Here is a 22,169-nt window from a genome sequence, read left to right on the forward strand (position 1 = left end):
ACGGCATTATGAGTTTAGTTTTGTACATTTGCTTAAACTTATATAAACATTTAAGATGTTAACAAACTTTACCGTAAGAAATTTTAAAAGTTTTAACGAGGAATTTGTATTTGATTTAAACGATACAAATGGTTATAATTTTAATAAAGACAGTGTAATTGATGGTGTTGTTGAAAATGCTATTGTATATGGTCGTAATGGAGTAGGAAAATCGAATTTAGGATTAGCAATTTTTGATGTAATTGACCACTTAACAGATTCTGAGCATGGTGAATTTCAATATTCACATTATTTAAACGCTCTGAATGATGAGAAGTTTGCAATATTCAAGTACGATTTTATAATTTGTGCTTCCAAGGTTAGTTATTTATACAAGAAAAATGAAAATCGAAACTTAATTTATGAAAAACTAACAATTGATAATAATCTAATTGCTGAAATTGACAGAGAGATTAGCAATAAAGCCACAATAAATTTAAAAGGAACCGAAAGTTTAAACAAAGATATCAAGAATTTAAATTTATCATTACTTAAATACATAAAAAACAACTCTGTTCTAGACGATACTGATAATTTCAATAATATTTTCTTATGCTTTTTGAAATTTATTGATGGAATGTTATTTTTCCGTTCATTAGATGGTAATTCATATATGGGGATTGAAACTGGATCTACGGATGTTCAAGAAGATATTATCGAAAGAGGTAATGTAGAGGATCTTGAATTATTTTTAAATAAGGCTGGAATAGAATGTAAATTGAAAGTTGTAAAAGAATCTGAAAAAAATATTATTGCATTTGATTTTGAAGGAAAATCTATTTCTTTTTTTAGAATTGCATCGCAAGGCACAAAAGCTTTGACACTTTTTTATTTTTGGATGCAAAGATTAAAGGAAGAATCTAAGGTTTCATTTTTATTTATAGATGAGTTTGATGCATTTTATCATCATGAGTTATCTCGATTAATAGTAGAAGAATTGAAAACGCTTGATATACAATTTGTATTAACAACGCATAATACCTCTATTATGACTAATGATTTGCTAAGACCTGATTGTTATTTTGTTATGAATAAAGATAATATTAAGTCTCTATCAAAAAGCACTGAAAAAGAGTTAAGAGAAGCTCATAACTTAGAAAAAATGTATAAAGCCGGTTCATTCGATGTCTAATATATTATTTGTATTTGAAGGTGAGAAAACAGAGGATCAAATTGTAACAAGTTTTACTAAACATGTTTTCAAAGATAGATCCGTAATTACTTGTGCATTTTGTGCTGAAATATATCAACTCCACCGAGCATTAGCAGATGATGGAGATTTAGATACATTTTCATTGTTAAAAAATATTCCAAATAATAAAGAGATATTAAAAGACTTTAATCGTGATGATTTTGCCGAAATATATCTCTTTTTTGATTATGATGGTCATTCAACGCTGGCTTCTGATGATGCATTGTTTAAAATGCTTGAAATTTTTGATGAAGAGACAGACTTAGGAAAACTTTATATTAGTTATCCTATGGTTGAAAGTATAAAACATTTTTCAGATGAATTAGATTTCAAAAATTTAAAAGTTGAGGCGAAAGAAAACATCAAATATAAGAAGTTAGTTTCAGAAGAAGCTGGAAAAATATATCTACAATTTTCAAAATATACAATGGAAATTTGGAAGTCTTTATTAATTACTCATTTAAGCAAAATGAATTATATAGTAACAGATAACTATATTTTACCTAATCAATCTTTTACACAAGGGAAGATATTTGAGAATCAAAAAGAAAAATATATAGAGAAAGATTCAACGATATCGGTTCTAAGTGGTTTTCCTATATTTATGTTTGACTATTTTGGTTTTACAAAATTTAGTAAAATTATAGGCTAGTGGGTATTTCGGAGTAATGGGTTCTTCCCCACTTTTGGTGGTAATCTTATCATAATTGTCGTGTGCAGACCGTTAAGATTATAATGAATGCCTCAAAACTCGTTTTTTCAAACGGGGATCGCTTCAAAGTGATATCGGTTGACAACAGACAGGACGAACTTCGTATTTATGTTCAGAGTGGCACCGGGTCTGTTAGCTGTCCGAACTGCTGTATCCCCTCGAAAAGAATCCATAGTTATTACACACGTAAAATCGCAGATCTTCCGGTTTTTGGAAAAACATCCGTGATTTTTCTTCGCTCGCGTAAGTTTTACTGCCGTCATCAGGAATGCCCGTTTAAAGTATTCACTGAACGTTTCGAGCATTACTTTAAGCCTTACAGGCGGAAGACCGACCGTTTGGAAAACAAGATCCGGCAGCTGGGACTACTGGCCGGAGGCAGACCTGCTGAGCGAATCTGCGACTTAGTGTCGATGCCTTCCAGTGACACGACTATACTGCGACTGATTGAAAACGAGGCTTTTTCACCATCAGAAGGTGTGACTGCTGTCGGGGTGGATGACTGGGCCTATAAAAAACGGAATAGCTATGGTAGTATCCTGGTCAATCTTCACACAGGGAGAGCTATCGACCTTCTGCCTGACCGGGAAGAAGAGACGTTGCGAAAATGGCTGGAAATGCGTCCGGAGATTAAGGTAATGAGTCGGGACAGATACAGTAATTACCAAAAAGCCATCATCGCCGGTGCACCACAGGCTATACAGGTAACCGACCGTTGGCATCTGTTGAAAAATCTAAGCGAAGCAGTACAGAAAGTATTGGTCAGGCAGTATAGCAAAATCAACGCTATGCTGTCCCCGAAGCAACCCCTGAACGAAGCGGAAAAAGCGGTCTGCGGCCAAAATATCTCTGGTGGAGACAAAAGGTCCGAAGAGAATCCCCAAGGTGGAATCCGCCTTCAACGGTTCAAACAGCTTAAAGAACTGCAGGGAAAAGGGCACTCTATACGTGCGATGGCACGACATCTGAACATGAGCAGGCGAACTATCAAGAGATATCTGGATATGAAAACCTTACCCCGCAGATCACAAAGCCGTAACAACCCGATAGAAAAATTTTTTCCGTACATCAGAAAGCTTATGGAGGAGGAATCCGACATCTTGCTGACTACAATATGGCAGGAGTTAAAATCCCAGGGATACAAAGGAGCCTATTCTACCTTGTCAGAAGCCTTGAAATACTATGAGGTACAGGTAGGTAAAAAAGCTGGGCGTACAAAGAAGTTGCCTACGCAGGCTGGAGCATCCTTCAAACCAGCATCAACAGCGATCTGGTTCGTGTCCGATCAAGCTAAGTTAAAAGAAGGCCAGCAAAAGCTTATCAGCGAATTATGCACATCTTCCGAAGACCTGCAGGAGATTTTCACGCTTGCTCAATCCTTCCGAAAAATGATGTCTGAACGGTCAGGTAATACGGATCTGAAAGAATGGATTGACAAATCAAACAAATCCGGAGTAAAGGAGATGGCCTCTTTCGCCAAAGGGCTGCTGGCCGATTGCAAGGCTGTTGAAAATGCACTCAGCCTACCGTGGAGCAATGGTCCCGTAGAAGGAAACGTTAATAGACTGAAAACGATTAAGCGGCAGATGTACGGGAGAGCTGGGTTTGATCTGTTGAGGAAACGTGTGGTATATTCTCCTTCATGACCACCAAAAGTGGGGAAGAACCAGTAATGATGCCAGTGATTTCGGTCAAACCGTGCCACTTAAAAGATCATACAATTATATAAAAAGGATTTGATTATTCCTTTTTATATATTCCTTTTCTAAGCGATTCACCTTTTAGGTCTATCCGATGTGAGGAGTTCACAATCCGGTCTAAGATCGCATCGGCAATAGTGCCCTCTCCGCCGATGACCTCGTACCAGGCCGATACCGGTATCTGGGATGATATTATGGTTGATCTTTTACCATGTCGGTCATCGATAATATCCATCAGTGTTTCCCGATCTTGGCTATCAAAAGCCTGTAAGCCAAAGTCATCAAGTATAAGTAGTTCCGTTTTCGTTAGTTTTTCCAGTTCTTTAAGGTATGTTCCATCAACTTTGCTCAATTTCAGCCTTTTGATCAGTCTTGCAGTTACTGTATATAGGGTTTTTACCCCTGTAATACATGCCTGATGTCCGAGAGCCTGTGACAGGTAGCTTTTTCCACAGTAATGTAAAAGTTTACATTACACAGGAAATGTAAACCATATGATAATGTAAAGCAGAAAGTTTTTTATACTTAGTATCCTTATGTTAAGCTTTTATCATTCAATCCACTTTACATTATATTAGCCTTTATCTAAAGGCCTTCAGCCACTCCAAAAGGTCATTATTTTCAACCCACTCAGGTATTTCCTTGGAAACCACATCTACATACGCTTTTTCTATAGCTTCTCTTTTTTGTTGTGAATCGGCACGGGCATATATTTCCGTAGTTTGAACGGATTCATGTCCCAGGAAGTCTCTTATATAAACGAGATGTACTCCAGACTGCAAAAGATGCATCGCCTTAGAATGTCTTAATGAATGGCAGCTTATCTTTTCTGGTATAAGTCCTGGATTCTTGTTCCTGGCCATGCAGGCGTACTTTTTCAGTATGCAGTTGATTCCTGCCCTAGTCAGTTTTTCTCTGCGACTGTTACAGAACAAGGGGGATGTGCGCATTTGCGGTTCCAGTAAGTGGTTTTCATCCATATATCTTTTTATATGAACAATCGCCTCATCCATCAAAGGAATTACCCTGGCCTTGTTTCCCTTACCAGTAATCTTCATTGTAAAGGGTTTATCTAATCGGATAAAGGATGGTTCCGCATCAATTATCTCCTGTACCCGGGCAGCGCAATCATACATCAAGGCCAGCATGGAAAGATCCCTTCTTCCTTTACGACTAGAGGTGTCAGGTTGTTCCAATAGGAGCTTAAGACCCTCTACAGAAAGATAACTGACAGCATTTTTTGCGATCTTCTTAACTTTTATGGAGAGGATACGTTGCCATTCTGCCATGTGATCTGGCTGCTGGTATTGCATAAAACTGAAGAAGGAATGTAATGCGGCCAGCCGCACATTTCGGGTAGCAGCGGAGGATTTTCTTTCTGACTGCAGCCAATCAAGGAACTCTACAACTATTTCTTTAGTAATATCGCTCAATACCAATTTGGAAACACGTATTTTTTTTACCTGCTCAATAAATGAGATAAACAGAATAAAGGTAAACCTGTAGGATGATATCGTATGGTTACTCATTCCACGTTCTCCCGGAAGATAGCGTGAAAGAAAGTTAGTCAGATGTCGGGAAAAGTCAGTCGGTTTCATGATCATCTTGGTTTAGGTGAAGCAAAGGGAATACACTGGCGGATAAGTCGGTTGATTTTTTGATGAGGTATGGATACATTTCAGCAGTTAAACGTACGTAACCATCTGTCGCTTCAAGAGATTGGTGCCCAAGATAGGTCGATAATAGAGGCATAGAGTGATACAGATCAAGTCCCTCTCTTGCCATTGTTGCTAGGGAGTGAACGCTGAAAGTATGACGCAGATCATGTAGTCTAGGGCCTTTTCCTCTTCCTCCGTGAGATATGCCTGCCCACCAGATAATCTTTCTGAACCATTTATAAGAAGTATACTGATTCAATGGGGTCCCATCGGGCAGCATGAATATTCTCTCTGTTTTATCAGCTCCAGTAAACAGGGATCGGTAGGTTAGATAGTCTTTGCATACATCATTTAGGGAGTCTGACATTGGTACCATCCTGTCTTTTCCATTTTTGGTTTTTCTTAGTACAAGGTATTTCTCAGCAAGGTTTATATCATTGTATGACAAGTAAAGAGCCTCGTTGATCCTTATTCCTGTACCATAAAGTAGTCTTATCAAAAAAGGGATCTGGAATACTCCGGAATTACGGTTACGGCAGGATGGTGAAAGCCCGTCGCAAACGGCAAAGATGGCTTGAATTTCATCCTGTGAAAAGATGTAGGGAATGAACGTACGGCTTAGTTTTGGAAGCCTGGGGATATAAGATCTCAGCCCTAAATCACATAGGAATTGGGCAAACTGCCTTAATATCTGCATTCTGTTATACCGGGTCTTTTCTGATTCATTAGGTCTTATTTCAGCATATTTACTAGTAAGTTCTTTTGTGATAGGAACTTCAGTGACATCCTCTCTCAACGCCAAGTTATCCAGCAACCTTAGTGCATTTCCTCCGTCTTTATATTTGTAGCCAAGGCTGTTTTTTAAAGCTATAAATTTCACAATGTAGGGCCCATACAGGCTATAATAGATTCTGTTCATAGCTTACCTCACTTCTGTTTATAAAACGACACTGGAACTAGGGGAACTTCAATTGCACATTTTTTTAGGGAGTCCTTGTCAATACGCAAATACAGCATAGTTGATTCCATAGAACTGTGCCCCAAGGCTTCTGATATGATTGGCAACGGTAATTTTTCTCTCAGAAGGGCGCTGGCGAAGCTATGACGTAGGGAATGGGGGCCATGCCTCCGGTTAGAATAGTTTATTTTAGATAGCGTCATATATTTTCGAACCATATTGCCCATATCTGTGGAATGGATTCTTTCATAAGGAGCCTGTACGTGAATAAAACAATGATTATCCTTGGTAACGGGACGGCCATATCTAAGGTAATCTACGATGGCGTTGCCAACCTCCGCCAAGAGCGGAAGCTCTAATGCTTTTCCTGTTTTGTACTGAATGATCTGGATGATGTTTTGTTCCCAAATGATATTATCAAAGGTCAGTTCACATATATCTGAAGCTCTAAGACCTAACCTAATTGCTAATAGCAACATGGCGTAATCCCGTTTCCCCTTTGGATTACCACGATCTACTGATTTTAACAGGGCTGCTATCTCCTGATCTGTAAATGTGGATGGCAACTTAGGCTGCTGCTTATAATTGTCCTTGGGAATAATTCTGGAGTAATCCAAGGACAACGTATTATTCTCGTACAGATGTTTGAAATAGTTCCGCAGGATATTCAGTGACACATACCTGTTTGCCGGTTTATTGGCATTCATTTGCTCTACATAAAGCAAGACTTCTGAAGCTTTTATCGCTTTTAGATTGATCTTATTTCTATGTATATAGTTGCAAAATGCATAAAGATGGAAAATATAAGATCCAATAGTGTTTTCTGATAAGCCTAACACAACCTGCTTATAATTAATGAAGGCTTTGATGCTTGCTGCAGCTGATCCACGAAACTCTTTAGGGCGATGTTTTCTTGCCCCCATAAACAGCCGGCCTGTTTTCTGAAACTCTCCGAGGGCCTCAGTTATATTTATTAGATCCCTTTTTTTCCTATCAAGCTGATAATAATCGTAATCTCCAAGTTCATGTTTTAAGTACGCCTGTTCTACTGCTGGATTGTAGTATTTAAGCTTTTGAGCAGACATGAAATCTTTTATTCTTTGCCATATGCGCTTATAACGCTTTAGGCTTCCTTCTGTGCGATAGATGCTTCTCATGTAATTAAAGAAGTCGTTCATCAAATCATCCACTGTTTGTTTTTTTGTATTCATGATATATTGTTTACAGACAATAACATCATGATGATGAGAAATGTAATGTAAAGTAAACTTTAGACAATCCCATACCGTTTAAAGGTTCTGGTTATACATTAGCAAATTACTTTACATTATCATATGGTTTACATTTCCTGTGCCGGAAGCACCACAGATAATAATGTTTTCTTTTCGGAGCACAAAGTCCAGTGTACCCAGACGCGCAAACATATTTTTGTCCAGATTTCTTTCGCTGGCGTAGTTTATATCACCTAGACTGGCATTATGCCTAAAGTTTGCCTGCTTGAGCAAACGCTCTATCTTTTTATTTTCCCGGTCTTCCCACTGATGGTCAGTAAGTAACGCGAGGTATTCGTCGCAGGTCATACCTTCGAGCCTGTTTTCCTTAACGTACTGCTGATGTAACTGTGCCATAGCTCCTAAACGCATGTCGCGTAGTTTTTCAACTGTCTGATTGTTCATTTTCTTGATTTTTGTTTATTATTCATATGCGGAAGCACCGCGTATATTGCTGTGAAAAGGTATATGTGGTTTTTGGGGCTCAAGCTCATTCACAGATAAAAGCAGCCTGTCCATATTGTTTTTCAGGATATTCTTTATCCGTAGATAGGAGCAGCTATCTGTATCCAATGCTCTTTTACACGCATTGTTCAGACGCCCGGATCCATAGGCTCGGTGCAGGTGGATAATTCCAAGGGAGCGTTTGTAGTTTATTTCGGGATAATCATGGGAAGCAAGTATCTTTTCGATGCATGCCAGGACATATTCCCCATGTGGCAGCGCTTTTTTTCTAAAGAACTCAGGACTCCATTCCGAATAGAACTTATGTGTGCTGCTCAGGTGATCTGCGTTGGTGATGTAGCTACCTTTGATCAGATTGCGCTGGTGTAGCGCAATTCTTTCATGATTATAAAAGATCTCAATGCGGCTCCTGGTGTAATGGATCATTGTTTCCTTTCCGATATATCGGTATGGAACACTATAATAACACTTCTCGGGAGAAAAGTATACGTAACCCATTTTCTGTACTTTGGCCCTTTTGTAATCTTTCAGTTCATATGGATCAGCGGGAAGGGCTTTGAGATATTCTCGTTCAATACTCTGGAAGAGCTCGATACGGCTCGATTCTTTTCGTTTGAACAATAGATTGTTATAACGCTCCAGTAGTACTGCAATTTCTCTATTGAGATCTTCCAGCGAGAAGAAAGTCATTTCACGTAATGGGTAATAGATACGCTGATAGGCCAGATGCACCGCATTCTCAACCAACGCTTTGTCCTGTGGAGCGTAACTACGAGTCGGGTTGATGACACAGTTATAATGGTGGGCAAAGTCCTTGAAGCTACGGTTGATGTCCGCTTCGTATCTGCTCGATCTATTGACGGCGGACTTTAGATTGTCGGACACTATCGCTTTGGGCGATCCACCATAAAAACGAAGTGCCGCTGTGCAACAGGATATCATATCTTCGCGTTTCTGGCTCCTGCATGCCTGGATATAGGTGTACTGGCTGCACGGTAGTATGGCCACAAATACTTCCACAGCGATAACCTCTCCGGTGTGTTTATCGATGATCTGCAACTTCTTCCCGGCAAAGTCCACGAACATTTCTTCGCCCACAATATGCTGAAGTTTCATTGAACCCTTTTCTTTTGGATATTTACGGCGGTAATGTTCGATGTAACCGTCCAGATGTAATGTGAGTATTTGTTTTAAGTCCATCGGATCAAGTTTGTTGGCCATATCGCTGTATTTAAAGCGACAAGGTAATTCTTTCTTGATCTTTTTAAAGTGGCACAATTCAAACCGTAAAACATACGGATGGAAGGACTAAAACTATACCACTAAAGTGGCATCATTTGAACCGTAATAGCTGGCACCATCCGACCGAAATGACTGGAACAAATCAAACCGTAATATCCAAAAACAGGCACAAGTGAATAATTTATTTCCAAGGAGGTCGATAGATGGGCTTATGAACATCAGGTAGAATTAGTTTTCATTAATGCTGAGACTGTAACATGAACTGCGGAATAATTCAATAAGATTATTTATATTCAATTATTCAAACGACACGGTCATGAAAGAAAAAGACCCATTCGATTTTTCGTTAGATTTTGTTTTTAAAGGAACTCAAGAGGGCTTCGCCGTTTTGAACGCTTCAAGGCAGAAGCCATGCAAGGTCTTTACGAAGGTAAAAGTTTGTCTCCCAATGATGGCGTCCTAGCGCCGTTAATGAAGCATCTGTTGGAATCAATGATGGATGGAGAACTGGAAAACCATTTGAACGAAGAGAAAGCTTCGGGCAATAGCAACCGGCGGAATGGCAAGACCAAAAAAACTGTTCGAGGTCTTAATACCGGTACATTTGAACTTGAATCTGGACGGGATAGATCTGGTACATTTGAGCCCAAGGTAGTTCCCAAACGTCAGCTTATTATAACAGAACAGCTGGAAGGTCATGTGCTGAGCATGTATGCCAAAGGTATGAGCACACGTGCAATAAGTGATTTTATCCGTGAGATGTATGCTATGGAGATTTCTGCAACTGAAATATCCCGTATTACAGAAAGCGTCATGCCTGCTGTTAACGAGTGGCGAAGTCGTCCGCTAGAAGCCGTCTATCCCTTTGTTTTCCTAGACTGCATGCATTATAAAGTCCGTCAGAACGGTACGGTTGAGTCCCGGGCCATTTATAATATCCTGGGCATAGGAATGGATGGCCGCAAAGACCTGATAGGGCTTTATAGTTCGGAAAACGAAGGAGCTAAATTCTGGTTATCCGTACTCACCGATCTAAAGCTACGCGGTGTAGAGGACATCCTGATAGCCTGTATTGATGGACTGAAGGGCTTTCCTGAAGCTATAGAAGCTATTTTTCCAAAAACAAAAGTTCAGTTATGCATTGTCCATCAGATTAGATCAAGCATGCGCTACGTTACAGAAAAGGACAAAAAGGCTGTTATTGAAGATTTAAAGCCCATTTATAAAGCTGTAAACGAAGAAATGGGATATGAAAAACTACTGGTCTTTGAAGAGAAATGGGGCAAGAAATACCCCATAGCCGCTAAGTCATGGCTCGATAACTGGATAAACCTCTCTACTTTTTTTGAGTATGATGAGCAGGTGCGTAAGACGATCTATACCACTAATCCTATTGAAGGAATGCACCGTCAGATCCGAAAAATAACGAAGTCTAAAGGTGCATTCAGTTCTGAGCAGGCTCTTATGAAGCTGATGTTTCTGATAATAAAGGACATCTCTAAAAAGTGGACAATGCCAGTGCATAACTGGGGCTTGACCATATCCCAACTTTACATTAAATTTGGGGATAGGCTCAAACTTGATAGAGGCTTTTAGATTTTGGTTAATTATCCAATGACACAGTTCAGTTTACACTCCCTTAATGCTAGAACGCTATCGTTAGGAGACAAACTTCTACCTTTGAACTTTTGAAGCAGGAGAATTATTTATTAATATTTTTTAAGCCCAGAAATGAAAATATCGTTTTCATCATAATCACATACAATTGCAACGCTATATCTCGCCCTGGTCAAAGCCACATAGAATTTTGCCCGATCTAAAGAGTATTTTTCTTTGATTGAACCTGACCGATCTTTTACTTTTTTTGTAAGTAAGCCTGTCTTTAAAAAATCTCTAATTGGACCTGTAGGATAAATTAAAACCCTATCAAAACCTAAGCCTTTACAGTTTCCAAAATTCCATTCAGGTTCTACAGCTAATTGATGCCTTAAAACGACAGGATTGAACTCTAAACAGTATTTTTCAATATCCGTACTTTTAATAAGATAGACACCAGAATGATCATTTATTCCACTTCTACACTCGCAACATTCACAGGGTCTACTTTTTTCAAATTCTGGATATAAAAGAGAAGAAAAACCACAAATTTCAGCACTATTTCTATGAGAATAACGAAGAATTTGTTCGTCAACCATACAATATTTACTGCATTTATCTAAAATAAACTGTTTAATATTTCCATCTCTGTATTGACTATTTTTCCGTTCATTATGTGTCAGATAGGTGACTTGTCTTGGATCCCCTACTAAAATTGTTTTTATATTAGTTTTAAATATCAATTTTAGCAGCTCTAAATCATTACCAGCGAGATCCTGAACCTCATCGAAATAGATATTTTTGAAGATCTTGGCAAGTCTCTTAATCACTAAGCCACCCGACTTTTCATTGCAACGAATCACGAACTTCGAGAGCTTATCCGAATAGATCTTACCATTCTTAGAAAAGTAGTGCTTTTCAAATTCTTCTGCTTCTGAATATTGCACTTTTATGCCCGTCTTCGTTGTAAATTTGATCCCTGATGCCTCATTAACTAACAATAAACCGTTTATTTTTTCCGTGAATACTGATCCCTGGTATGGCTTTACACCATGTTGGATCAAGAATGAGAACCATGTTTGAATGGTCACATTTGCGGGAATGTGTCCATTTATTTCACAAAATTTTTTTCTTATTTCCTTTTCATTGGCTTCCGTAAAAGTCGTAATCAACAATGGATCCTTAATACGTAAAGCGCTACGGACAAGATAGGTGGTCTTACCAGATCCGGCAACAGATATCAATAACTTATTATTCAATAGCATCAGAAATATATTTGGGGAATTCTAGTTTTTCAGTAGTTTCAAATATTTTTAATGCACAGATTGTCTTGTTTGCTCTCATATATAAATGCAACTCATCCTCGCTTTTTTCTAGTCCTAATATTCTATTTACTTTCTTTTGCTTATTCACTTTCAAAAATTTAGGTTCTAATGTATTATAATTGAAAGGTTTCTTTTTTTCCCCTACAACTAGATTCCCTGAGTCAATAATATTATCGTAACAAATTTTTATGAATGGCTTAGCATTATCACCAAGATAGCTAGCATATTTTCTTTCCAAAGCATCTATATTTCCGTCGGTGTCAGTTACTACGCATACAGACTTTTTTATTTTTTCAGCTATATGTAAGAATCTGTTAAAACTAGTCCCAACAGAAATCACGTCAACTTCATCCTCTATCGGTAACCTTCCTTTATTTTTGTCCATATAGGCACGTTGAACCAAAAGTTCATCGCAATCACCCTCCACAAGAATGGCCTTCTTACATAAAAGTAATCTGAGGGTGTTATAACCAGGAAGCTTAGCAAAAAAGTCTTGTGTCTCCTCAGACAGACTATTTAGCCTTAATGGTATTTTATTCTCAATAAGTATTAGTTTTTCAAGTCCAAGTTTGTTAGCAACAAAACTGCTATGTGTGGAAATTAAAATTTGCTTTTCGGTACATTTATCCTGTACAGCCTTAATAAGCTGATTTAATTTAGAATGGGCTAAATGGTTTTCAGGTTCTTCAATCAATATAATATTTGCTTCCTTTGATTTCTTATGCTCCAGTGCAAGTTTGGTTTTAATAACAGCTTGTTCTCCTTTTCCAATGTGTTGAAAAGGTATCTCTTCAACTGATGTCACAAAGCTGGATTCCCAAGCATCTTTGGACGACAGATCTACAGTTAGCTTCAGACGCTTCGCTGCTGAACCATCTATAGCTAAGGAACTAATTATCTCATTGACATTTTTAACCGATTCATCTTTGACAAATTGTGTCTGTAATCTTCGATGTGCTTGTGTTAGTCCATTTTTATCTTTGTCTTCAAGGTGGTTACGTACAATGTGCGAGATATAAACATCTGATCCATTTTTGTACCTAGCGGAACTTGAATCGATTAGTGCAGATTTTATTGGAATTTTTCGCGGAGTTATAGATTCTCGCGCACAGGTAGTCCAATTAACCTCATAAAACTCTATTGGAAGTGCTGAAATGTTTCCTTCAGCAATGTACTCGTTGTATTCTGCTCGATACTTCTCCGCCATTTGAATTTTAAAACAAATGCCACACTCGTTTTTCTGAATACTATTTTCGTCACCTTCAAATAATGGAAGATCGTCACCACCGATAAACACTTCTATGCTAATTTCCGGTGGAGGCAAAGGTCTGCTGGAACTCAAACTTTTGAGATATTCCTGTACTGCTTCATAATTGAAATAATATTCTGAAAGATCATTTAAAAAATATCTTCCGTTTGATAGTCCTGAAAGTGCCAAATGAATAGCTTCCAAAATCGTGGATTTTCCAGTTTCATTATTACCGACCAAAATGTTAAGACCTTTATCAAGCTCCAAGCAAAACGGATTACGATATGATTTAAAATTTGAAATAATGACTTTTTTTATATGCATAATTTAGTCTTAAGGTTATTGGTTGTTTTTTAGTGTGAAAAGCTGAGGCTACTTATTATAGACCAAGAATAGCCTTGTAAAATTTTTTAAAACTAGCATCTCTGTTCCGCAGATAATCAATATTAACACGATTAAGAAGATATTCTCTTATAATACCAACAGAAGTTCTGTGATGCTTAGCATATCCAATCATATCGTTGCGATCATAGATTTTAAATTCCTGAAACCATACTTCAATTTCAGGATCAGGCAATACAATGGTCGGTTCAAGATTTTCATTAAGCATAGTGGTTAAGACTCTTTGAGTATCTTCTATTTCACCATCTGAATCAGCAACTAGCATGAAATCTTGAATTTCACCATCACTAAAATCATCAAAAGCATTGACCAAGGCTGCAATTGCCAACTTTCCTCCCGCGGTCCTTATTATTACTTCTCGTTCTATCTTATTTAATTCTAAAATTTTTCTGGCTAAAAAGGATATGATCTGTTGATCACCTTGTCCCCCCGTTACAATGACAAGTTTGGATAAGGATCCCGGATCGATGCATATTCCGATGATATGCACCCAGGGATTCCGGCGATATGCACCCAGTTTTAGTTCCTGTGCTTTTTGTTCAGCATGACAAAGTTACCTTTTTTTACGTAAGCTTTCACCTTTTATAGTAAAGCGGTGTGCCGTATGCACAATCCTATCGAGTATGGCATCGGCTATTGTCTGCTCGGGGAAGATGTCGAACCATGCTGCCACGGGCAGCTGGCTGACGATGATGGTCGATTTTCTTGCATGCCTGTCCTCGATTATTTCCATGATATCATTCTGCTGCTGGCCGTCCAGCGCGGTCAGTCCGAAGTCATCGAGGATGAGCAGATCCGCTTTTGCCAGCTTTTCCAGCCTTTTGATCAGTGCTCCCTCCAGTCTGGCGACTTTTAGAGCAGGCAGTAACTTTTGGGTATTGTAGTACATCACCGAGTAGCCCTGCCTACAGGCCTGATGGCCCAGAGCCGTTGCCAGCATGGATTTACCAACGCCCGTAGCGCCGGTTATCAGGATGGATTCTCCGTTTTTGATGTAGTTTCCCACGGCAAGTGTGCTGAGCATACCCGGGTCGATCCCCCGATGCCCTCCTGTATCGATCTGCTCCAGAGATGACGTGTAGCGGAAGTTTGCATTCTTGAGCAGCCTGCTGTAGCGGTTGTTCCAGCGGACATCGCTTTCGGCCTGTATCAGCATCTGCAGGCCATCGATCAGCGAGAGTTCATGTATTTTCCGGGTCTCATAAAGGGTCTGTAGGCATCCGGCCATACCCGATAGCCGTAATGCCTGTAGCTTTGATTTTTGTTCTTCCATTTTTTGATGTTTTATCTGATTATGTAATTAACTGTAGTAGCCCTTGCCCCGGATATTTTCGTGCCGGGGCAGTAAAACGGTCTGTTCCGAGGTCTGCTGTGCCCTGGAAAGGGCACACTGCCGTATGATCCCGCTCAGGCGTTTATAGCCCAGCAGATCATTGTCGTAGGCTATACTGCAGGCCTCTTCAAAGATATCCGGCGGGGTCTTGCGCTGCAGCTGGAGCAGCCCGTCACAGGTCCTGAATGCCAGTTCGGGGATATTCTCCGTATCAAAGATGCGCCGGATCAGGCGGGCCAGCCCGGCAGAGCGCTGCGCTGCCAGACCGATGTAGTAGTCCGGGCTACGGCGCATCTGGTGTCCGCTGTTGGAGGCAAAGTGCTCCTGACGGGTCGTGTATCCCGCGCCCATCTCCCGTGGATGCACGGCGATCTTTTTCCCCTCGCAGTAGATACTGACCAGTGTGCGGGTATAGATGACCTGCGTCTTCTTTCCGATATAGGCAAAGGGCACCGAATAATGTCGGCTGTCACGCCCAAGAAGGACGCAGTTGTTGGTGTTTACCGTCAGCTCCGCATAATACCGTTTTTCAAAGTGTTTTTCGGGAAGGGGCCTGAGCAGGTGCCTTTCATCAGCAAGGAACCGCTCCTGCCGGCTTACGGGTTCACGCTGCATACGGGTCTGGTTATGCTCGCGTACTTTTTCCATGATCGCCGCATTGAGCTCCGAGAGGGAGAAAAAGACCCTGTTGCGAAGCTTGGCGAACACACGGCGGTAGATCAGCCGTACGCTGTTCTCGGCATGGGGCTTGTCCCGGGGTTTACGGGGTCTTGCCGGAATGACCACCAGCCCATAGTGTTCGGCAAAGTCCTCCATCACTTTGTTCAGTACCGGTTCGTATTTATCGGCCCGGATAACGGCCGCTTTCAGATTGTCCGGGACGAGTACCTGAGGTACGCCTCCAAGATGTTCCAGACATTTTCCCAGCGCATATAGAAAGTCGTCGGTGTGCTGGGTGGGAACGGCCATGGCGAAGGTATAATTGGAGTATGGGAGGACGGCAACCAGCACCTGTACCTTGATGATCTCCCCACTGTCGCGGTCAATATAACCCGGCGTATCGCCCACAAAGTCAACCTGTAATCGGTGTGCCGGGTCGTGCTGGAAGACCGCGCTGCCCCTGCGGGCTACCGATAATTGGTTCAGATGGTGACAGAACTGCGAATAACCGTAGCCATCAGGGTGCTCCGCACGGTACTCTTCCCAGAGCAGTTTGCGGGTAACGTGTTTGCGGCCGAGTTCTTTTTCCAGATATGGTATAAGAGGCTTGAAGTCTTCGAAACGGTCCTGTAGGTAGGCGGGGGATCCTGCCGTAAAAAGCCTCTCCAGAACAGGTTCTTCCATATCCAGCAGTTCTCCGACAGGGCGGCTGATGACCTGTAACTTCTGGACATAACGGTTCACCGTACCCTTATAAAGACCGATCTGCTCGGCAATCTTACGGTTGGACAGCCCCTGGAGATGTAAACGGAGTAATTGTTTTATCGTGCTCATTCTTTTTGTTTTTCCTGCCATATGCCTTTTCTTGATGGAATTGGCAATTAAACAAAAAGCACAGAAAATAATAGGGTCCAACTGGGTGCATATCCTCCGGAATCGCTGTTTATGTAGATCAAAACAACGGTTATCGTGCCTTTTCTGGGTGCACATGCTCCGGAATCGTCCCGGATCTATACCCCGATCCACCTGCTGGGTGCATATCCTCCGGAATCACGACGGAGCAGCTCCGAATTTCTCCCTAAACAGCTCCCTTTACGCTGTTTTTGGGTGCATAAATGCCGGAATGGCAGAGATATCAGCTCCTTTTCAGCCTGGATTAACAGCCGGATATTGGGTGCATATCCTCCGGATTATGCAATCGATGTCAATATTTTTAAATTCATCAGCAATTACTATTGAAGTTAACGGAAAAAAAGGTACTCCGGATTGTGCAGCAGCACGAAGCTTTTCCATCAAACCAATCGAAAACCCATTAACTCTATGCAAGCATTTCTCAAAATCGTTTTTATCAAATAGAATAATATTAAGCGACTTTCCATATATTAATGCGTCAACACATTCATTCGAATAGCCAGACATTGAAATAAAAACTCCAATTGTTCCAACCAATTTCCCGTCTACCTTACCTCTAAATTGATAAATACTTGAAGCTGATAAAGGTTTTGCTTCCCATTTCGCTTCTAGAAGATAAGTTTGTTGATTAAAAACAAATGATCCATCCATCTCTTCCCCTATTGGTCTAAAACTACCCTTAGGTTCCAGCCCCTCAATTTCAAGCAAATTCGAAAGAAGAAGCTCAAATTCCTTCCCTCTTCTACGTTTCTCTATGCCGATAGAATGTTGGGTTTCATCTGAAAGTTTGAAATATGTTTCAATAATTTCTTCTCTATTCATGGCTAGGTTCCATATTATCAAAATACTAAGCTGTAGCTACTTGAATTGCCCTGACTCCAATTCGATATAGTTCTAACTGATAATATAATAGTGTTAATATACAAAAAATAAAATTTGGTCGCCAACATCTGTATATATCGCTAATACGAGAGTTTCCACCAAAACTAGACTGAATGCTAATGTTAGTAGTAATCTTTAAAATAAAATTAATTATCTCCGTAATACTTCATTTTTCTCTTATTAAAAGCGGGCATCGCTCCTTCTAATACTTTTACAATACAATCATTTATTACAGGATTTTCGATCGCTCCTGATTTAAAAGAAAATTTATAATTGTTTTCCTTATCCAATTCCGTATAAATAATCTGTTCAGCATCTGCAACAACCGCTAAATTGGGGTTATGCGTGACTAAGATGATTTGTCTTTTAGACTTCGCCTTTTTGATGAATGGTACGAGTATGTTTGCGACGCTATGATTATCTAAATTATCTTCGGGTTGATCTATGATTAAAGGTATGTCATTATTGTCCAAAAGTAAATAAAAGATTAATAATAATGCTCCTTTCTCCCCAGGAGATAATTGATTTAGATTTTTTGAACCTTGTCTTAATTCATAATTGTAATCAAGGAAATCTAGCGAGAACAAATAATCGTATAGGGCAACAACGTCATCAACTTGATCTTCAATGTAAGTAAATTTATTTTCACTTTTTAAATCCTTAAATAACGAATGCACTAATACATCTAATAAATCCGATACACCGTCAAAAATATCAAGATCAATATTATCTAATAATCTTTTTAGTTGTATTTCAGAATTTTCTTTTCCATAATAAGTACCTGACTTATTTAAAGAGATGAAATCCAAAAATCTTTTTTGAAAATTTTGGGTTAATGAGAACGCCGCTTCAATTTTTATAGGATATGCAGACAACAAATCTGCATTTTCATGAATTATTGAATCGATTTTTTGCTTTACAATTTTATAAGTATTTAAAACATTCTCTTTCAGTTCGAATATTTTCTCAGTTATTTTCAATCTATCATTCTTTTCATTCTCAATATCATTCGCAAGTTCGGTTTTAATATAATTAAGCTCACGTTTATAATACTCTAAACTGTCTGGAGTAGCAATATTTCCAATAATTTTTGATTTATTGTTTTCCCATTCCTTTTTATCTAAAAGATACTTTTGATATGTTTTGTCTGCTTCCCCTAAAGTTTTTTGAATTTGAGCTCTTTCAGATAAGAGTTCGTTTAATAAAAGCTTGTATGATTTAAAATTTACTTTCTCAGAAGGTAACTCTCCTAAAAGTTCTTGGAATTCATGGTATTTAGAGGATTTTTCAGAAATTAGGGAAGTTAGACTTTCTAGATTTGAGTAAATACCTATTAATTTATCTGATTCAATTTCAGGATATCTAAGGAGATCAGATCTTAAGCTACTCTTAAAGTCTTCTATATCTTTAATTTTATTTTCAATACGTTGTTTTATTGATTTTAATTCATTTATTTCTAAGTGAATATTTTTTTTAAATTCCTCTGTTTCTTTTATTGTCTTTTCTTGTTTAATTATATCCGCATTTAATTTCGTTAGAGTCTCATTTACTTTCGCATTTTGTTCAGTATTACTAGAGTTATCATTTGGATTCTTAATTTCAATAGGCTCAATCAATGCACCTAATTCGGCCTCTTTTTGCTTAATGAGCTCTTCAATATTTTTGATAAATATAGGATTTAGCTTTTTTTGCTTTTTGAAAATAGATTCGTTTAAAAGATTTAGCTTCGATTTAATCTTTAAAATTTCTTCCTTACTTACACTGTTTTTATAATCAATTAGTTCTTTAAAATTTGTTTTACCTAATTTTTCCTCATCACTTAAATGCGTAAACACAACATTTTCAATTTCTTTATTAAAGTCGTCCAATGATTCATTTGTAATTCTTTCAAAATAGCCTTGAGGTAGATATTTGATTTTTGGATTAAATGAATGGTCTACCCTTTCGCTCAAATTTTTCGTATCTGAATTTCCGCTTAACCAATTTACCGTCGCTTCAAAATTTTTTGATATTTGACTGTTTTTATCACCGAATCGTTTTTTATTTAAAAACGAAAAATCGTCATGTTCTCCATCGTAGTTTCCACATAAACTGATTATATCTGCTAAAGCACTTTTACCATTACCTTTATTACCTATAATTGCTACTAATTCAGGGTTTATTGGTATTGTAACGTTACTAAACCAAATTCCGTGGTTTGTCGGATCATAGCCTGAAACTTGATTAATTTTTATAGATTCAATATACTTTGTACGATTAGCATTGATTTTACTGTGAATTTCAGGTTGCTCACCTACAAATAGTCTACTTTCGTTTTCAATAACTACTTGCCTTAGACCATCAAAAGATATATCTGACTTCAACCAATTAAGGCAATTACCAATTCTATCCTTCTCCTTACTATCGTAAGAAAATGAATGCGCGTCACTACAATCAAATAGAAAATCATTCACATTCTGAGACTTCAATTTTTGCTTAGCTGCAATAAATTTTTCAACATTCTCAGAAGCTGTAAAAACTATATTTGCATCATTGATTATTGATTTTTTTTGTGCAATCGAAGCATCGGTCCATTTTAAGTCATCCCATTCTGTTTTACCAATCGCTATTAGATATTTATTGTCAAAGCAATCCTTTTTTAAAGATTCAAAAATTTGGGTTTCTTTCAGATTTAAATTATTAAAACCTTCACTTAAATCGGCCCCATAATGAATAAGTTGGTCCGCAGGAATACCCTCTTTAATTTTGCGACCTAATTCTTCAACACTTTCTTTTGTAATAGCCCTCGTCCAGGTTCTACCATCGGATTCTAGTGTATACGATTGTTCAAGTGTATTAAGAAATTGGCTTTTAATTGTCTCTATTGAGAGCTCAGGTGAAAAAATTACATGAAAATTTATCCTTTTGACATTTTTAAACTCTATACCAGCAAATTTTTCTATTCTAAATTCCAAAACAGGAAATAGCAGTAAATTTCTTAAACGTCCATTCTCCTTTTGTTCCTTTATTAGTCTTTCATAGCCATCAATAAAAAAGTAATCATTTACTCCTATTACTTTAAATTCATTTGGTAGACTTTCCAAATCTAGAAGATATTTTTCCCAAACGTCATCATCGTTTCCATATCTGTGGAAAATTGATGCAGGAGTATGAACATGTAAATCCCATATATTCCACTCAGATCCTTTACTAATCATATTTATATTAAATTAAAAAATTAATAACCCAAACTTTATATTAAGAAGAAATACAATATACTGGCTTATTGTCTTACTTTGCTTTCACTATATTGGTATATTGGAATTAAGTCATTCCGTAAAACACATGTACATTTCCTGCATCTTCTTCTCATACCCGGTAGAGCGACCGCCAAAGAAATCTACATAACTCGCTCCTATATCGCTAAAGACAGTGGTGCCGACAACAACATGGGGATCATTATAGCGTGAAATCTCCCTCCCTTCGATGGAATTGGTCGTGGTTACTATCATGGCATTATACTTTTCAATCGGGCAAGGTTAATACCCAAGCCTAATATACATTATTTATGCTGAATTAATATGTTTACAGATATTAACTTTCAAGATTATTACAAACTGTAAGGCTAAGGTATTGGTTTAAAAGTAGGATTGGCTACGGGAAACCGTAGTCAAAGCGCTACAGTTTTAATCACTACGATCAAACCTTATAATTTATTCAATTCGATTTCCTGTAATATCTCTTTCAATGTACTTTTCACCTTCCATTGACCATAATCGAGTTTGTACATGGAGGTCAATATGAGATATGTGAAAGGTACGACAAGTGCTATAATAAATATATGTACAGCTGATACAACCATTGGTATCTTGGCCTGTAGATAGAACTTTAAAATCTCCTTTAAAGAATCATTTGCAAGTGCTATTGCGCCTCCGAGTAAAGCAAAGAAGGTACCTAACTGAAAAAGTTGTTCTTTTCGCTGGGAATCCAATTCAGAAATAATTACTGCAATTTGTTCAGCACTGATTTCGAGCTCCTGGATTTTATGTTCAATCTTTTCAATTCTGCACATGAATAATGCATCAGAAAATTTTAAACCTTTGCCATTACTATATTGTCGTAACCATTTTTTTTCTCTACCTCTTCGCAAAAAAATAGCACTGGAAAACCACAAGAAATTCAAAAGAATAGCGGGTACCGAAAGACCAAATAAAGTTTTTGCGTCATCTATAGAAAAATAGAAGAAATTATAGACTATTAAACTAAACAGATAAAAAGCTATAAATCCTAAGCCATATGTTCTTCCAAATTTAGCTGGGCTAAGATTATAGACCATTTTGGTATAAGAGAGTTCTTCGCAGGAATAATTAATTAACGCTCTATTCGCTGAAAGTTTCATTAGTTTCTTTGTCATTATCTAAGTGTTATCGCTTATAATCTTTAAGTTTCATTGAATATAGAAAATGTAAATCCATGTAATTGAGTTATATCGTTATTGATACAGTTCCTAAGACTGTCAAAACAATGCAGAACTCTATCTATCGCCAAACCACCTAAGTGCAATATTAAGTCTTAAACTTCGAGGATATTTTAT

Annotated in this window: 18 protein-coding genes and 1 pseudogene; 4 read left to right on the top strand and 15 right to left on the bottom strand. The window is 38.2% G+C overall.

Annotation, left to right across the window (positions count from 1 at the left end):
• Positions 1 to 55 precede the first annotated feature (55 nt).
• The 3 genes from CBM24_RS15270 (at position 56) to CBM24_RS15280 (ending at position 3,589) form a co-directional block, all read left to right on the top strand.
• A complete protein-coding gene (locus CBM24_RS15270; RefSeq protein WP_088161834.1) occupies positions 56 to 1,171 on the top strand; it encodes an AAA family ATPase in 1,116 nt (371 codons plus the stop codon).
• Positions 1,164 to 1,883 (top strand): hypothetical protein, encoded by a 720-nt coding sequence (locus CBM24_RS15275; protein ID WP_088161835.1) that lies wholly within the window; start codon positions 1,164 to 1,166, stop codon positions 1,881 to 1,883. Before CBM24_RS15270 ends, CBM24_RS15275 begins: the two co-directional genes overlap by 8 nt.
• Positions 1,884 to 1,966: 83 nt before the next feature.
• Positions 1,967 to 3,589, top strand: a complete 1,623-nt coding sequence (locus tag CBM24_RS15280; protein ID WP_088161836.1) for an ISL3 family transposase — start codon at positions 1,967 to 1,969, stop codon at positions 3,587 to 3,589.
• Positions 3,590 to 3,683: 94 nt separating this feature from the next.
• On the opposite strand, the pseudogene CBM24_RS15285 reads toward CBM24_RS15280, so the two are convergent.
• The 6 genes and pseudogenes from CBM24_RS15285 to istA (CBM24_RS15310) all read right to left on the bottom strand — a co-directional run.
• Positions 3,684 to 4,085: pseudogene (locus CBM24_RS15285) on the bottom strand (ATP-binding protein); the annotation flags it as partial.
• 139 nt (positions 4,086 to 4,224) lie between these two features.
• Positions 4,225 to 5,241: a site-specific integrase gene (locus CBM24_RS15290; RefSeq protein ID WP_088163413.1), complete on the bottom strand. Its 1,017-nt coding sequence runs from the start codon at positions 5,239 to 5,241 to the stop codon at positions 4,225 to 4,227.
• Positions 5,228 to 6,220 carry a tyrosine-type recombinase/integrase gene (locus CBM24_RS15295; protein ID WP_088159864.1) on the bottom strand — a complete coding sequence of 331 codons (993 nt, stop codon included), beginning with the start codon at positions 6,218 to 6,220 and terminating at the stop codon, positions 5,228 to 5,230. Before CBM24_RS15295 ends, CBM24_RS15290 begins: the two co-directional genes overlap by 14 nt.
• 8 nt (positions 6,221 to 6,228) lie before the next feature.
• Positions 6,229 to 7,470, bottom strand: coding sequence for a tyrosine-type recombinase/integrase (locus tag CBM24_RS15300; protein ID WP_088159863.1), 1,242 nt, complete (start codon positions 7,468 to 7,470; stop codon positions 6,229 to 6,231).
• 111 nt (positions 7,471 to 7,581) lie between these two features.
• Positions 7,582 to 7,935, bottom strand: a complete 354-nt coding sequence (locus tag CBM24_RS15305) for an ATP-binding protein (protein ID WP_232475545.1) — start codon at positions 7,933 to 7,935, stop codon at positions 7,582 to 7,584.
• A gap of 18 nt (positions 7,936 to 7,953) precedes the next feature.
• Positions 7,954 to 9,216, bottom strand: a complete 1,263-nt coding sequence (gene istA, locus CBM24_RS15310) for an IS21 family transposase (RefSeq protein ID WP_088161837.1) — start codon at positions 9,214 to 9,216, stop codon at positions 7,954 to 7,956.
• Between the two features lie 432 nt (positions 9,217 to 9,648).
• Here istA (CBM24_RS15310) and CBM24_RS15315 point away from each other — a divergent pair, with 432 nt between their 5' ends.
• Positions 9,649 to 10,833, top strand: coding sequence for an IS256 family transposase (locus CBM24_RS15315; RefSeq protein ID WP_088161838.1), 1,185 nt, complete (start codon positions 9,649 to 9,651; stop codon positions 10,831 to 10,833).
• Positions 10,834 to 10,946: 113 nt separating this feature from the next.
• Here the strand turns inward: CBM24_RS15315 and CBM24_RS15320 are convergent, their stop codons facing one another.
• From CBM24_RS15320 to CBM24_RS15360, 9 genes are all read right to left on the bottom strand, one after another.
• On the bottom strand, positions 10,947 to 12,098 hold the full coding sequence (locus CBM24_RS15320) for a UvrD-helicase domain-containing protein (RefSeq protein ID WP_198385918.1): 1,152 nt from the start codon (positions 12,096 to 12,098) through the stop codon (positions 10,947 to 10,949).
• The gene (locus tag CBM24_RS15325) at positions 12,085 to 13,731 is read right to left on the bottom strand and encodes an ATP-dependent nuclease (protein WP_088161839.1); all 1,647 of its coding nucleotides are present in this window, start codon (positions 13,729 to 13,731) and stop codon (positions 12,085 to 12,087) included. Before CBM24_RS15325 ends, CBM24_RS15320 begins: the two co-directional genes overlap by 14 nt.
• Positions 13,732 to 13,786: 55 nt before the next feature.
• The gene (locus CBM24_RS15330) at positions 13,787 to 14,299 is read right to left on the bottom strand and encodes a hypothetical protein (protein WP_088161840.1); all 513 of its coding nucleotides are present in this window, start codon (positions 14,297 to 14,299) and stop codon (positions 13,787 to 13,789) included.
• A 63-nt stretch (positions 14,300 to 14,362) separates the two neighbouring features.
• Entirely contained in the window at positions 14,363 to 15,082 is a 720-nt protein-coding gene (gene istB, locus CBM24_RS15335) for an IS21-like element helper ATPase IstB (protein ID WP_088160576.1), read from the bottom strand.
• 27 nt (positions 15,083 to 15,109) lie between these two features.
• A complete protein-coding gene (istA, locus tag CBM24_RS15340; protein WP_088160577.1) occupies positions 15,110 to 16,657 on the bottom strand; it encodes an IS21 family transposase in 1,548 nt (515 codons plus the stop codon).
• A gap of 291 nt (positions 16,658 to 16,948) precedes the next feature.
• Positions 16,949 to 17,536 carry a restriction endonuclease gene (locus tag CBM24_RS15345; protein ID WP_088161841.1) on the bottom strand — a complete coding sequence of 196 codons (588 nt, stop codon included), beginning with the start codon at positions 17,534 to 17,536 and terminating at the stop codon, positions 16,949 to 16,951.
• 206 nt (positions 17,537 to 17,742) lie between these two features.
• On the bottom strand, positions 17,743 to 20,793 hold the full coding sequence (locus tag CBM24_RS15350) for a TrlF family AAA-like ATPase (RefSeq protein WP_088161842.1): 3,051 nt from the start codon (positions 20,791 to 20,793) through the stop codon (positions 17,743 to 17,745).
• Positions 20,794 to 20,904: 111 nt separating this feature from the next.
• Entirely contained in the window at positions 20,905 to 21,087 is a 183-nt protein-coding gene (locus CBM24_RS15355) for a heavy metal-binding domain-containing protein (protein ID WP_088161843.1), read from the bottom strand.
• A gap of 194 nt (positions 21,088 to 21,281) precedes the next feature.
• On the bottom strand, positions 21,282 to 21,989 hold the full coding sequence (locus CBM24_RS15360; protein ID WP_157698473.1) for a hypothetical protein: 708 nt from the start codon (positions 21,987 to 21,989) through the stop codon (positions 21,282 to 21,284).
• Between the last annotated feature and the right edge of the window lie 180 nt (positions 21,990 to 22,169).

Origin of the sequence: Sphingobacterium sp. G1-14 (assembly GCF_002196555.1) — a bacterium.
GTDB lineage: Bacteria > Bacteroidota > Bacteroidia > Sphingobacteriales > Sphingobacteriaceae > Sphingobacterium > Sphingobacterium siyangense.

Excerpts from the sequence above, each read along its gene's own strand:
- CBM24_RS15270 (WP_088161834.1), top strand. The coding sequence starts at position 56 with ATGTTAACAAACTTTACCGTAAGAAATTTTAAAAGTTTTAACGAGGAA.
- CBM24_RS15275 (WP_088161835.1), top strand. The coding sequence starts at position 1,164 with ATGTCTAATATATTATTTGTATTTGAAGGTGAGAAAACAGAGGATCAA.
- CBM24_RS15280 (WP_088161836.1), top strand. The coding sequence starts at position 1,967 with ATGAATGCCTCAAAACTCGTTTTTTCAAACGGGGATCGCTTCAAAGTG.
- CBM24_RS15290 (WP_088163413.1), bottom strand. The coding sequence starts at position 5,241 with ATGAAACCGACTGACTTTTCCCGACATCTGACTAACTTTCTTTCACGC.
- CBM24_RS15295 (WP_088159864.1), bottom strand. The coding sequence starts at position 6,220 with ATGAACAGAATCTATTATAGCCTGTATGGGCCCTACATTGTGAAATTT.
- CBM24_RS15300 (WP_088159863.1), bottom strand. The coding sequence starts at position 7,470 with ATGAATACAAAAAAACAAACAGTGGATGATTTGATGAACGACTTCTTT.
- CBM24_RS15305 (WP_232475545.1), bottom strand. The coding sequence starts at position 7,935 with ATGAACAATCAGACAGTTGAAAAACTACGCGACATGCGTTTAGGAGCT.
- istA (WP_088161837.1), bottom strand. The coding sequence starts at position 9,216 with ATGGCCAACAAACTTGATCCGATGGACTTAAAACAAATACTCACATTA.
- CBM24_RS15315 (WP_088161838.1), top strand. The coding sequence starts at position 9,649 with ATGCAAGGTCTTTACGAAGGTAAAAGTTTGTCTCCCAATGATGGCGTC.
- CBM24_RS15320 (WP_198385918.1), bottom strand. The coding sequence starts at position 12,098 with ATGCTATTGAATAATAAGTTATTGATATCTGTTGCCGGATCTGGTAAG.
- CBM24_RS15325 (WP_088161839.1), bottom strand. The coding sequence starts at position 13,731 with ATGCATATAAAAAAAGTCATTATTTCAAATTTTAAATCATATCGTAAT.
- istB (WP_088160576.1), bottom strand. The coding sequence starts at position 15,082 with ATGGAAGAACAAAAATCAAAGCTACAGGCATTACGGCTATCGGGTATG.
- istA (WP_088160577.1), bottom strand. The coding sequence starts at position 16,657 with ATGGCAGGAAAAACAAAAAGAATGAGCACGATAAAACAATTACTCCGT.
- CBM24_RS15345 (WP_088161841.1), bottom strand. The coding sequence starts at position 17,536 with ATGAATAGAGAAGAAATTATTGAAACATATTTCAAACTTTCAGATGAA.
- CBM24_RS15350 (WP_088161842.1), bottom strand. The coding sequence starts at position 20,793 with ATGATTAGTAAAGGATCTGAGTGGAATATATGGGATTTACATGTTCAT.
- CBM24_RS15355 (WP_088161843.1), bottom strand. The coding sequence starts at position 21,087 with ATGATAGTAACCACGACCAATTCCATCGAAGGGAGGGAGATTTCACGC.
- CBM24_RS15360 (WP_157698473.1), bottom strand. The coding sequence starts at position 21,989 with ATGACAAAGAAACTAATGAAACTTTCAGCGAATAGAGCGTTAATTAAT.